At 53.5% G+C, this 13,722-nt stretch carries 10 protein-coding genes; 1 reads left to right on the top strand and 9 read right to left on the bottom strand.

Annotation, left to right across the window (positions count from 1 at the left end):
* Positions 1-102 precede the first annotated feature (102 nt).
* The 7 genes from NAT21_RS02445 to NAT21_RS02415 form a co-directional block, all read right to left on the bottom strand.
* Positions 103-1,398, bottom strand: a complete 1,296-nt coding sequence (locus tag NAT21_RS02445; RefSeq protein ID WP_250935400.1) for a solute carrier family 23 protein — start codon at positions 1,396-1,398, stop codon at positions 103-105.
* 87 nt (positions 1,399-1,485) lie between these two features.
* Positions 1,486-2,991 (bottom strand): xylulokinase, encoded by a 1,506-nt coding sequence (gene xylB, locus NAT21_RS02440; RefSeq protein ID WP_250935399.1) that lies wholly within the window; start codon positions 2,989-2,991, stop codon positions 1,486-1,488.
* A 20-nt stretch (positions 2,992-3,011) separates the two neighbouring features.
* On the bottom strand, positions 3,012-4,478 hold the full coding sequence (locus NAT21_RS02435) for a mannitol dehydrogenase family protein (protein ID WP_250935398.1): 1,467 nt from the start codon (positions 4,476-4,478) through the stop codon (positions 3,012-3,014).
* Between the two features lie 32 nt (positions 4,479-4,510).
* Positions 4,511-5,644: an ABC transporter ATP-binding protein gene (locus NAT21_RS02430; RefSeq protein WP_250935396.1), complete on the bottom strand. Its 1,134-nt coding sequence runs from the start codon at positions 5,642-5,644 to the stop codon at positions 4,511-4,513.
* Between the two features lie 64 nt (positions 5,645-5,708).
* Positions 5,709-6,527 (bottom strand): carbohydrate ABC transporter permease, encoded by an 819-nt coding sequence (locus NAT21_RS02425; protein WP_250935394.1) that lies wholly within the window; start codon positions 6,525-6,527, stop codon positions 5,709-5,711.
* Positions 6,527-7,372, bottom strand: coding sequence for a carbohydrate ABC transporter permease (locus NAT21_RS02420; RefSeq protein WP_250937957.1), 846 nt, complete (start codon positions 7,370-7,372; stop codon positions 6,527-6,529). Before NAT21_RS02420 ends, NAT21_RS02425 begins: the two co-directional genes overlap by 1 nt.
* A 160-nt stretch (positions 7,373-7,532) precedes the next feature.
* A complete protein-coding gene (locus tag NAT21_RS02415) occupies positions 7,533-8,858 on the bottom strand; it encodes an ABC transporter substrate-binding protein (RefSeq protein ID WP_250935392.1) in 1,326 nt (441 codons plus the stop codon).
* Between the two features lie 257 nt (positions 8,859-9,115).
* Between NAT21_RS02415 and NAT21_RS02410 the strand changes: the two genes are divergently transcribed.
* On the top strand, positions 9,116-10,129 hold the full coding sequence (locus tag NAT21_RS02410; protein WP_250935390.1) for a LacI family DNA-binding transcriptional regulator: 1,014 nt from the start codon (positions 9,116-9,118) through the stop codon (positions 10,127-10,129).
* Positions 10,130-10,140: 11 nt separating this feature from the next.
* Here the strand turns inward: NAT21_RS02410 and NAT21_RS02405 are convergent, their stop codons facing one another.
* Entirely contained in the window at positions 10,141-10,893 is a 753-nt protein-coding gene (locus NAT21_RS02405) for a GNAT family N-acyltransferase (protein ID WP_250935388.1), read from the bottom strand.
* Positions 10,880-13,711, bottom strand: coding sequence for a bifunctional diguanylate cyclase/phosphodiesterase (locus NAT21_RS02400; protein ID WP_250935386.1), 2,832 nt, complete (start codon positions 13,709-13,711; stop codon positions 10,880-10,882). The genes NAT21_RS02405 and NAT21_RS02400 overlap by 14 nt, the downstream gene beginning before the upstream one ends.
* Between the last annotated feature and the right edge of the window lie 11 nt (positions 13,712-13,722).

Genomic DNA, 13,722 nt, shown 5'->3' with positions numbered 1-13,722 from the left:
AGTACATGCAACACGCGCTGGTACGCCGGGCACCTGGCGATGACGTAGAAATGGCATGAAGGGGAAAGGCCGGGTTCGAGAACATGCGAACCCGGCAGAACGTCAGTGTGGCCGCTGACGCCAGCGCAGCATAGCGTGCAATATAATGCCGCCAAAGGTCGCAGTACCGATGCCATCCAGAGTGAACTGGCCGAAGTGCAATGAAAAGTTGCCAGCGCCCAGCACCAGAATGACGGCAATACTGATCAAATTGGCGTTATTGGACAGATCTACCTGGTTCTGTACCCAGATACGGGCACCCGCCACGGCAATCAGACCGAAGACCACAATGGATGCTCCGCCCATGACCGGGCCCGGGATGGTCTGAATCACGGCCCCGAACCGGGGCGAGAAGCCCATGACCATGGCCATGACCGCCGCGGCAACGAAAATCAGGGTGGAGTAGACCCGCGTAACCGCCATGACGCCGATGTTTTCGGCGTAGGTAGTGACGCCCGTACCACCTGCCGCACCGGACAGCATGGTAGCCAGCCCATCCCCCAGAAAGGCGCGCCCGGTCCAGGGAGTCAGGTTGCGTTCCGTCATCGCGCCCACGGCCTTGATATGCCCCAGGTTTTCGGCCACCAGAATAACAGCCACCGGGGCAATCAGCCCCATGGCATGCAGGTTGAACGTGGGTGCCGTAAAGGTCGGCATCCCCCACCAGGGCGCCTGGGCAACAGCGGAAAAATCGATGGGGGTTCCCAGCCCGAAGCCATTGGTGAGCAAGGCATACACCCCATACGCGGCAAGCAGCCCCACCAGAATCAACAGTCGCTGAAGCACCCCGCGTGTCAGCACCGCCGCCCCGCCAATGCAAATGACGGTCGCCAGAGCCATCCAGCTTGAAAACGGTGACCCGGAGACACTCTCGACCGCCACGGGGGCCAGATTGAGCCCGATCATCATGACGATCGCCCCGGTAACGGCAGGCGGCATCAAGGCCTCGATCCAGCCGGTGCCGGTGCTCATCACTACCAGGCCGATCAGGGCATATACAGCACCGCAGGCAATAATGCCTCCCAGTGCCATGGCCAGATTGGGATTGGCTCCCTGGCCGGCATACCCCGTGGCGGCCATGACCACACCGATAAAGGCAAAACTCGACCCCAGATAGCTCGGCACCCGGCCGCCCACCAGCAAAAAGAACAGCAGAGTGCCAACCCCGGACATGAAGATGGCCACGTTGGGATCAAATCCCATCAGCAGCGGCGCCAGCACCGTCGAGCCAAACATGGCAATCGTATGCTGAATGCCCATTACCAGTGTCTGCGCGCCCGACAATCGCTCATCGGGGGCCACCAGCGCCTGCTCCGAAATACCTACCTTCTTCCAGTGGGGAAACCACGACCCGGCCATAACCCGCTACTCCGCCAATACGTTGTGATAAAAGAGATGCCACCCTGCGCAACGACAGCATCATACCTCAACTCGGCCGAGGTCGGTTTACCGCGGTGCGACCGACAGATGCGGGTAGTGTGCAGCCAGCGTTGTCAGGTAACGCTCGTAATGTCCCTGATAGGCCTGTGACCTGGCCGGATCAGGCCGAGTCCGTGTTGATTCATCCACCTGTACTGCCTGATCACACAGCGTCTGCAGACTCGTGGTGTCTCCCCGGCCTGTCAGATCACACCACCAGGCTTGCAAGGCTGCGCCCAGCGCTGCCGCCTCCCCCGCCACACACACCAGCGGCACATTCATGACGTCAGCGACCATCTGACGCCAGACCGCACTGTTGGCCCCACCACCGACCAGGCGAATGTCGCGGGGTGTGATGCCCTGTGCCCGCAGCAGATCCAGCCCGTATCGCAGTCCGAAGGTGGTGCCTTCCATGACGGCACGACACAGGTTGGCAGGCGTGGTGTTATGCGCCGAGAGGCCGATGAAACTGGCCGTGGCCTCGGGCAGCATCGGCACCCGCTCGCCATCGAAAAACGGCAGCACCTGAACACCCTCCGCGCCTGGCGGCGCGGCAGCCACGGCTGACGTAAAGCCGGGCAGGTCCAGGCTCAGCAATGTCTGTACCTGCCGGGTAGCCGAGGTAACGTTCATGGTGCAGATCAGCGGTAACCATCCCCCATGACTGGCACAGAAGTTGGCAATAAGCCCTGGCTCGGCTACCACCGGCGCATCAGCACAGCCATACACCGTACCGGAGGTACCCAGACTCATGGTGATGGCACCAGGCGACAGATTCCCCGTGCCAATGGCCCCCATCATGTTATCGCCCCCGCCGGAAGACACCGGAATTCCCGCAGCAAGGCCCAGTCGAGCAGCCATCTGTGGCGTCAGCATGCCGGCAGGTTCATCCGATGCGATCAGTCGAGGCAGGACCCGTTCAGGGTCAAGCTCCGGCGCCACATGGTGAAAGGCCTTTGTATCCCAGCACCGCGTACGGGTATCAAAGTAGGCCGTGCCTGACGCGTCACCACATTCTGCAACCCGCTCACCGGTCAGGTAGAAGTTAAGGTAGTCATGCGGTAACAGCACGGTGGCAATCCGATCATAGGCAGCACGATGGTGCGCGCGTAGCCACGCCAGCTTGGGCGCGGTATAACCTGGCTGTGGAACCACTCCCAGCCGCGCCAGACAGCCGGCCTCTCCGCCCATGGCCTCGATCAGGGCCGCACACTCGCGAAAGGCCTGAGTATCATTCCAGAGCTTGGCGGGATACACCGGACAGCCGTCAGCATCCAGAGCCACCAGACCATGCTGCTGGCCGGAAATGCCTATGCCACGTACCTGCCGGCCATCAATGCCGGCACGTCGAAGTGCGGTAGCCAGTGCCTGCTCCAGCGCATCGATCCAGACCTGCGGGTCCTGCTCTCGCTGCCCATCAGCACCACTGATCAACTCATGCGGGGCCTGCCCCTCGCCGACCAGTATCTGTCGGTCAGGGTCGAGCACCACCACCTTGGTGCTCTGAGTGCCACAATCCACACCGATATACATGCCGTCTCCCTGAGTTGTCCTCAGCGCAGCGCCTCGAGCGTGGCCCGGGCTCCCGTTGTATGTAGAAGTGAAAGCGCCGACAGGTATGCCTCGACAAACCGTGGCTCACTGGCCAGGTCACCGAACAGATCCTGATTTTCGATAAAGGCTGTCGGATGTCGTCGGTTATCTGCTGCCATCGCCATCAGGTCATCCTTCAGACGATCCACTATCTCGATGGGCTCGCCCTGCTCGTCCTGTCCCTCGGCGTAACGGGCCCAGCTGGCAACCACCGCAGCAGAACGCTTGATATCACCGCCGCGTGCCAGCTGCTCCCGAATCACCGGCAACAGCCACTTCGGAATACGGTCCGAGCTTTCGGCACACAGCCGAGCCAGGGTGTCGCGAATTTCCGGGTTGGCAAAACGCTCGATCAGCGTATGACGATAGGCCTCAAGATCAACGCCTGGCACCGGACTGAGCGTAGGTGTGGCCTCAAGCGTCATGTAATCCAGCAGAAAATCATTGAATAGCTGATCACTGCAGACTTCGTGGGCATACCGATAACCGGCAAGGTAACCGAAATAGGTCAGCGCCTGGTGACTGGCATTCAGTAAACGCAGCTTCATCAGCTCGTAGGGCATGACATCATCCACGACCTGAACACCAACGTCTTCGAAGGCAGGTCGCCCCTGGGAAAAATGATCTTCCAGTACCCACTGGGTGAAGGGCTCGCACACGACCGGCCAGCCATCTTCGATGCCAAAGCGCGACGCCACATCGGCGCGGTCCTGGTCCGTGGTGACCGGGGTGATGCGGTCGACCATCGAATTCGGGAACGGTACCGACGCCTTCATCCAGGCAGCGACGTCCGGTGCCTTGTGCTCGGCGTAAGCCGTAAACATGGCGCGCGCAACATCACCGTTCCCCTGAATATTGTCGCAGGACATGACCGTAAAGGGCGGCAAACCACGGGACAGGCGGCGGGACAGGGCCTCGACCACCAGCCCGAATACCGTTACAGGCACGGCTCCCTCGGCAAGATCATGCATTACATCCGGATGAGCCAGATTGAATTCGCCGGTCACATGATGAAAGTTGTAGCCTCCTTCGGTAACGGTCAGCGACACGATGCGGGTGCTCTCGGCTGCCATGGTTTCGATGACCATCTCCGGGTCATCCGGAGCGTACAGATAACGTACCATCGAGCCGATTACCCGCGCTTCGTACTGCCCATCGGCATGCTTTTGCACCAGCGTATACAGCCCATCCTGGGCGGCCAGCACATCCCGCATTCGAGTATCGGAAGGCATTACACCGACGCCGCAAATGCCCCAGTCCAGCGCCTTGCCTTCATTCATCAGCCTATCGAGATACATGGCCTGATGCGCGCGATGAAAGCCGCCCACACCAAAATGCACGATGCCGACGGATACCTGGCTGCGATCAAAACGAGGAACATCAACTCCTTCAAGGGCATTCAGGGTCGTTGCTGAAAGTGCCTGCATGGGTATCTCCCTGGTGGCTTTTAATCAAGTGTTCAGACTGTCGTGGTCGACATTGCGTGAGTACGGGGCAGAGCCAGTTCGGTCTCGGTGTCAAACAGGTGCAGCTGGTCACTGTCACAGGTCAGCGTCAGCGTATCGCCAATGCTGACGCGAGTATCACCATCAAGCTGGGCGGTAATGCGATGACCATCAACCGTCATCTGGACCATGGTGACCGCCCCCAGAGGTTCGACCACATCCACCTCACCGGTCAGCAGAGCGGCACAGTCATCGGCATCGGTGGGCCGCAGATGTTCCGGTCGAATACCGGCCCACAGGGTCTGGCCCCGGTGATTCGACAGATCCTGACGCTCGGGGCTGGCCAGCAGTCGAGCCGTCGGCCCGGTGAGCATCATGCCGTGCTGACCAAGCGTCATCTTCAGAAAGTTCATGGAAGGGGTGCCGATGAACCCGGCCACGAACAGGTTGGCAGGACAGTGATACAGCGTATTGGGCGTATCAATCTGCTGGATTCGACCATCTTTCATGACCACGATCCGCTCGCCCATGGTCATCGCTTCGGTCTGATCATGAGTTACATAGAAGGTCGTGACCTTGAGCTTGCGGTGCAGTTTGATGATCTCGGCCCGCATGTCCACTCGCAGCATGGCGTCCAGATTGGACAGTGGCTCATCCATCAGGAAAACCTGCGGACTACGGACTATGGCACGCCCCAGGGCGACCCGCTGCCGCTGCCCACCGGACAGGGCCCGTGGCTTGCGGTCCAGCAGCGCGGTAATACCAAGAACCTCTGCGGCCTCTTTAACGCGCTTCTGGATATCTTCCCCTGGGTACTTCTTGAGCTTGAGCGCAAACGCCATGTTGTCAAAGACCGTCATGTGCGGATAAAGCGCATAGCTTTGAAACACCATGGCGATATCACGATCCCGGGCAGCGACCTGACTGACATCCCGGCCATTGATGCGTATCTCACCGCCGGTATTGGCCTCAAGGCCTGCAATCATTCGCATGGTGGTGGACTTGCCACAGCCCGAGGGCCCCACCAGCACGATGAACTCCCCATCGCGGGTTATCAGATTGAAGTCATCAACGGCATTGGCGGCAGCACCCTTGCTGCCACTGCCGGGATAGCGCTTGGCAACGTTATTGAGTTCGACAACGGCCATGTCCTGCTCCTGTGCGTAATCCGGCGAGCTCCAGGCTCGCCTCATGTAAAGAGAAGAGCCCGGGTTACTTCACCGCGCCGAACGTGAGCCCGCGCACCATCTGTCGCTGGGCAAACCAGCCAAGGACGATAATCGGGGTAACGGTTAGTACTGACGCGGCCGACATCTTGGCCCAGAAAAGCCCCTCGGCACTTTTGAACGAAGCGATGAACGGTGCCAGCGTCGCAGCGTTGTGATCCACCATGGTCAGACTCCAGAAGGCTTCGTTCCAGGCAAAAATCAGTGCCAGCAGCCCCGTGGAGGCAAGCCCCGGCAGCGCCAGCGGCAGGATGACCTGCACCATGGTCTGAAGGGTGCCGGCGCCATCAATGTCTGCAGCCTCGACGATATCTCTGGGGATATCCTTGAAGTAGGAGTACACCATCCAGACCATGATCGGCAGGTTCATGGCAGCAAACAGCATGATCAGCCCTGCATCCGTGTCCAATAGCCCAAGTGACTTGTAGACCAGAAAGATCGGAATCAGGACCCCGACCGCCGGGATGAACTTGGTGGATACCATCCAGACCAGCGTGAAATCCGTGCGTTTGGAGGGAAAGAATGCCATGGCATAGGCGGCCGGAATGGCCAGCGCCAGCCCGATCAATGTCGATATCACCGAGGTGATCGCTGAGTTCAGAGCGTAGTGCCAGTACCCTGCCCCCTGGTCCAGCGCCGTTCTGAAGCTGTCGAGAGTAGGGCTGAAGATGAACTGCGGTGTCATCGAGAACGCCGTCTGCTCGGTCTTGAACGCGGTCAGTATCATCCAGAGGATGGGAAAGAACATGATCAGAGCCACCAGCCAGCCTACGACTGCCAGCCCGATTGAACGTTTTGGTTCCATCAGCGCTGCCCTCCCGCATTGAGGTTGCCGGCCACAAACCGGATCAGGAAAAAGGCAAAGATATTGGCCAGAACCACCGCCCCGATCGCGGCAGCAGAAGACAGACCGATGTCATACTGGAAAAAGGCCGACAGATAGATGTAGTACGGCAGATTGGTTGTCGCCGTTCCCGGACCACCACTGGTTGTTGCGTAGATTTCGGCAAAGGAGGTCAGGAAGAAGATACTTTCAAGCATGACCACCACATAAAGCACCTGCCCCAGATGGGGAATCACGATATGGCGAAACTCCTGCCAGCGATTGGCCCCATCCAGCCGTACCGCCTCGATCTGGTCTTCCGGCAACGACTGCAGACCGGTCAGCAGAATCAACAATGCAAACGGGGTCCATTCCCAGGAAATCATCATGATGATGGAAAGCATCGGGTAATGGGCCAGCCAGTCTATCGGCTCAAGGCCCAGCGTACGCATGGCCCATGAAAAGATGCCGTAGACCGGATGAAACAGCATGTTCTTGAAAATCAGCCCGGTCACCACAGGCATGACAAAAAACGGCGAGATGGCAAGCGTGCGCGCAATGCCGCGCCCGATGAAGGTACGGTTGAACAACAGTGCCAGTACAAGGCCGAGCCCGACGGTCACGATCAGGCAGGCTCCCACCAGTACCAGGGTATTGACCAGAGCCGACCAGAAGGTCGGATCGTTCAGCAGAATCGAGAAGTTTTCCCACCCGGCAAAGCCCCGCATGGTGGGCATCATCAGGTTGTAATTCTGGAAGGCGTAATAAATTGTCATGGCCAGCGGGACGATCATCCACACCAGCAGGAAGATGACCGCCGGCGCCATCAGACGCTTAACCGGTGGGCCGTGCCGTCGGTGCAGTTTTCTGCCGCGATCAGGGCTATCGGACAGGGCTGTTGCCTCTGTATTCATGGGATTATCCTGGTATTCAATGCCAAGGATCGCCCCGGCACGCGATGATATGACCGCATGCCGGGGCAGACGGCTACTTCTTGCCGTAACCGGCGCGGTCAATCAGACGCTGGGTAAACTGCTGACCCTGCTCAAGCCCCTGCTCGATCGTACTCTGACCGGACACGATGCCCGCCATCAGCTGGCCAACCCGGGTTCCGATGGCCTGGAACTGAGGGATACTGATGAACTGAATGCCGGTATAAGGCACCGGCTCGGCGGTGGGGTGGTTCGGATCAGCGGATGTAATGGCCTTGAACACCAATGAGGCAAAGGGGGCCACCTTCTTGTAGCCATCGCTTTCATAGGTTGATGTGCGAGTTCCTGGCGGCACACCCAGCCAGCCCTTGTCGGCTGCTACCGAGGAGATGTACTGGCTGGAGGTAGCCCAGTCCACAAAGGTCTGTGCGGCCTCGGCGTGCGGAGCAGACTTCGGCACGGCCAGTGCCCAGACATACAGCCAGTTGGCACCATTTTGTGTGGTCTGATAGGGCGATTGAGCAAAACCGACCTGATCTGCAACTTTTGACGTGGCTGGATCAGAGAGGTACCCGGCAGCGACCGTGGAATCGACCCACATGCCACACTGACCATTGGCGAATAGTGTCTCGGATTCGGTAAAGCCATTGGAGGTGGCACCGGGAGGCCCGTATTCGGTCAACAGGCTTTTATACATGGCAGCGGCCTTTTTCCAGGGCTCACTGGTCAGCTGCGCCTGCCAGTCCATGTCAAACCAGCGCCCGCCGTAACCGTTGACCATGGTGCCGAACAACGCCATGTTCTGCCCCCAACCCGGCAATCCGCGAAGGCAGATGCCGTATACACCGTTCGCCGGGTCATTGAGCGTCCTTGCAAACGTCTGCACCTGATCCCAGGTAGGTCGTTCCGGCATGGTGAGCCCGGCCTTGCTGAACAAGTCCTTCCGGTAATAGGTCATGGAGGACTCAGCATAAAATGGCAGCGCATACAGCGTACCGTCAGCAGACAACCCTTGGCGTACCGAATCGATCAAATCATTGGAGGCATAGCTTTCCGGTAGATTATCCATCGGCTTCAGCCAGCCGTTTTTTGCCCAGATCGGCGTTTCATAGTTGCTGACCGTAATAACGTCGTACTGTCCCCCGCCACTGGCAATATCGGTCGTGATCTTCTGCCGCAATTCATTCTCCGGCAGGGTGACATAGTTCACGTTAATGTCCGGATGCGCCTTCTTGAACGCCGCCGTCATTTTTTGCATGGTCACCATATCCGGGTTATTGACCGTTGCTACCGTAATGGTGGTGTCCGCATGGGCTGGCATGACACAGCCAACAACCCCTGCGATGCCGATACCCTTGACAAGTACTCGCCATGTGCTCATTTGCCGATCCCCTTTATTGTGATGTGCCTGGCCAGTCAACTGCCAGGGGGTGGAAGACAATGATGCACCAATGATACGCAAGCCCTCTCCTATCATTTAGTATCAGTTAATACCAAAAGGCACATGACGTCAGGCACGCCGGAATGTTTTAACCCTTATTCCGATGAAATCGAGGTTAGTGTCACTGCTTTCAATGATACAAAATGATACTATCAATCGACCGTCAAACAGCCGCCCCACCTACTATCTGGATATTGATGATGCCTTCATCCCAGCGTACCCGACTTGAAGATGTAGCCAGAGAAGCGGGCGTCAGCAGAATTACTGTATCGCGTGCCTTTTCGAACCCGGACAGCGTGCACCCCGAGACACTTGTCAGGGTTCATGAGGTCGCTGAACGAATCGGATACCGACCGCATCGACGGACGCGCACCCAGGCATCGCCACAGGTACCGGCGCGCCATCAGCGCATCGGCGTGGTCATGCCCAACCTGAACAACCCCTTTTTTGGTCATATCGGGCAGTCACTGAGCAAGGCGGGGCTCGATCATGATGTGGATATTCTGGTACTGGATTCCTATGAATCCGAAACGCAGGAACAGGTAGCTGTAAAGCGCCTTCTGGCACTGGGGATTGATGCACTGATCATCGCAGTGATTTCTTCAGATGCAGATTATCATCCTGGATGGGCGTCACGGCTGGAGCAAAGTGGTATTCCGGTAATTCTTCTGGATCGCGAAATTGATATCGCGCATGCCGGCGGGGTGTATATCGATAATACTGACTGCGGATACCAGGCAGGCGCATGGATGGTAAGACAGAAGGCAGGCAATGTACTGGTCATCTCAGGCCCTGGTGATTCACGCGTCTCCATTGGGAGAACCTCCGGCATCCGCGAAGCCCTGGGCGATACGCCCATCAGAGTGCATTACGCAGACTTCACTATGGACCCCGCCTATCACTTCATGAAGGAGGTGCTGAGTCAGGGTGATGTCCCCGAAGGAGTGATTGCCGTCAATAACCAGATCGCCCTGGGCATCATCAAGGCCTGCCTTGAAGCAGGACTCGTTCCAGGCAAGGATCTCCTACTGTTCAGCATTGATGCCGTGCCTTACGCGGAAGTATTCGGTTATCGCATTTCGTGCATGAAAATGAATACGGAAGAAGTAGCAACTCGCGCCCTGGCACTGGCACTTCAGGCCATCAACAAAAGTTCACCTGATGGGGGAAAGGTTATAGTCAGGGCAATACTGAATGAACGAATAGAATGATGGATACACTTTCATGCGGGTGCTCCATGAAAGGAATCTCTCCATGAATTTTTTTTTGAAAAGGATTTCACGACCGAACTGACCTCGCCACGAATATCATTCCTTATGGATTCAAACATGGAAAGGTAATCCGGGGGAAAGGAAGCGACCAGGCTTGAGCATTTCACATAATATGGTGCCCTTTTTCCATATAAATCCTGAAAATCACCAACACGCTTGAAAAAAACATTAGAGCCTTTTATCAGCCTTACAAATCTTGGCTCTACCAGGGCAAAAGCATGATCACGGCCTGCAGCACTGACCACAGATGCAATTGATGTAGCCAGAGCATGCCGTGATAGCCCCAGGAGTAATAACTCCTCATCATCAAGAAAATTGAAATTCTCTTTCTCGTAAGATACCCGGGTTAACAGCGAGAATCTTGATAGTTCACATATACCATCACGATTCATGGCATCAGGATTAATATCGCTAAAAAAACAGTCCTGGTAGTAGGACTCTATCGGTAACAAGGTAGATTCTATCGAACATACCACTCTGAAATAACCAACCATCGTGTCAGAGGCTTTATGTTTTAAAGCAAGGTGCACGGAGCGATCATCAAACTCATCCCACTCATCAATCAAGTCATCGCCAGACAGATACCCAAACTTGTTATAATAAACACCCCGACGAAACTCACAGCACGCAACATAGTCCTCGAAAGAATTTATTACCGAAAAACCAAAAGCGTCGCAATAACGCTCAAACTCACTTACGTTCATCATCACACCTTATAATTTTATTTATATGCTCAGGTTTCCCAACAAGATATCCCTGAGCGTAATCAACACCTATTTCACTCAATATATCAAGCACCTCGTCACTATCAACAAATTCAGCTATAACCTGCTTACCAAAGGATCTCGACACTTCAAATATAGAGTTAACAATAACTCGGTTACTGGGGGACCTTTCAAGCCCGGAAATAAATTCACCATCGATTTTTACAAAATCAGAAGGCAGACGGTCAAGGTATCTAAAGCTACTAAACCCTGATCCAAAATCATCCAGTGCAACCTTACAGCCAAGCTCCTTTATATCCAAAAGAGTTTTGCTGGCCAATCCAAAATCAGTAACTGCTTCAGTTTCCGTGATTTCGACTATCAACCTTTCTGCCTGAGCGCCAGACTCTTCAAGCTTCTTGCTCAAGAATTCGGCAAGAGACTCGTCTCTTAATGATTTACCTGAAATATTGATCGAAAAGCTGACACCATTCATGCAAGAGAGATAATGAACACCCTTCTCAATCACATATCTATCAATATCTATAATCAACCCACTACGCTCAGCCACAGGTATAAATTGACCTGGGGAGAAAAATCCACCTACTGAATCCGGAAGCCTTATAAGTAGCTCATAGTGCTTTATCGTATTATCACTTACATTCATGATTGGCTGGGCAAAGAATTCAAAACTATCATCTTGCAGAGACTGTTTCAAAACTTCATCCCAGTAAATACGGTGTTGAATATTTTCCTTACTCAAATCCTTTTCAGTAATTAGATGCCAGTCGACCATAGGGTTATCCTTGGCCAAATACATTGCTATGTCGGCATTTGCCATTATTGATTCAGTATTATCACCGTGCATGGGATAAGATGCGATACCGATGCTGGCAACAGCACGATGACGCTGTTTATCTACTATGAAATTTATTTCATCCAAGGCATCATTTATTTTAGATGCAATGTCAATGGCTAGACTATCTGCATAAAATGGCAGCAAGACAGAAAATTCATCACCGCCCAATCTGGCTATAAAACATTCGTCTGGTAGAAAATCCTTCAGCTTATCTGCCACCATGCAAAGCAGTTTATCACCGGAGCCATGCCCACTTAACTCGTTGACTTCCTTGAATCTGTCAAGGTCAAGGTAAAATACGGCACCATATTCTTGATTAGAAAGTGATTCCTCAAGCCTTTCCTTGAAAAACCTTCGATTATAAAGCCCTGTTAGAGAATCCTGATTTGCCAACCAGACCAATCTGCTCTCGGCCTTTTTCTTCTCAGTAACATCGACTCCTACAGAGACCCAATAAGCATCCTCGCTCGATAGGCTCGAAAGGGGAGAATGATACCATTCGATGATAATTTCATTATTGCCAGCCAGAGTATGCTCTTGCTGAAATTCCGACCTGAAATAATTGAATCTATCATTGTCATTCAGGAAGGTGTTCTGAAACCCTTTTCCAATAATATTATCCAGGCGCAACCCTGTTTTTTTAAGAGCAAGTTGATTGGCAATAACCACGCCTGACTTTTCGCCATGGGTTATTATTAGCGCACTGGCAGTAGATAAAAGACTATTCGTAAAGTCCCTTTCCTTCGCAAGATCTTCTACTCGATATTGCAACTGTGAATTCATGTCATGCAACTCGATCTGAAGTTGCTGAAGCTTTCCTGATACTGCAAGAGCTGTTCTTTGCAGCACACCGATCTCGTCGTGAGAGTAGCGCCCTGGAATCTTCATTACTTTAGCAAAATCATCAAACTTTCCTTCAGCCAGCATCGGAAGATATTCTATAATCTTCTTCAAACTGGACATTGGCTTCCACAAAAGTCCAAAAATAGCTGCCTCTGCAAAAAGCCACCCCAAAAGAATAATCAAAAAGGCTCTTTCCGATTCTTTATTTACACTTTCATATTCATCAGTAATATTGGAAAAAACAACAACATGTCCGCCATCCTCAATGGCATGACCATTATCTCCGACAGGAAACATCATTACATAATAGTACTCATCGTTCAGCTTGATCCTGACTGGAGAATCGACTATTTCTTTCTTTGAAAATCCCTGAGACAGATAATCTATTTTCTTTATCGTCTCTTCCTTATTAGTAGCAGCGACCACATCGCCACCCCAGGACTTCAAGTAGGAACTTCGTTGTCTTTCCTTGATATCAGCAAGAATTGCTATATCACTTTTTCCATCTATATTTATATATCGTGCCACATCAGCTATGGACAAAGATGCCACAACCACACCAATGCTTTCTCCGTTGCTAAGTATAGGTGAAAAAGCATACTGCCTACATTCCTTGCTGCATATTAATCTCGAAACCGGCCTTTCGAGATCAAGAGACTCTTTAGCCCATCTTCTGTAAAAAACGTTATCTATATTTTCATTTTTATTTCTTGAAAAAATATAGGCACCCTTCTCCAGAACAACCTTCCCCTCCTTATCCAGAATCTTTAACTCATCTATCCCTATATCAAGTTGAAGGGATGGCCATATCTCGTTTATTTTCGCTGAAACTTTTTTATTATCATTAATACCAAACAGGGAGTCCGTCGCCGCGACAGCAGAAATCATGCTTGTATAACCCTGCAGGGTATTTCGCGACATTTTTATAGCATTTATTATATCCAGCTTCTGTTTCTTGTAATTTATAAATTGTCGCTGTTCCAGCTGACTCTCAAGCTCTGACTGACTTACAAAAAAGAAGGTAAATGCGAGAAAGACAAGAACAAGCGTAGTAACAAGAAAAACCTTGAGCCTCAGACTTATAAAAAATATTGAGCTGGTAGAAAAGCAACTCATGACGAGCCTCC

Origin of the sequence: Larsenimonas rhizosphaerae (assembly GCF_023700005.1) — a bacterium.
GTDB classification, from domain to species: Bacteria; Pseudomonadota; Gammaproteobacteria; order Pseudomonadales; family Halomonadaceae; genus Larsenimonas; species Larsenimonas rhizosphaerae.
Note: the sequence above shows the minus strand (reverse complement) of the source record. Positions and strands in the feature narration are given on the sequence as shown.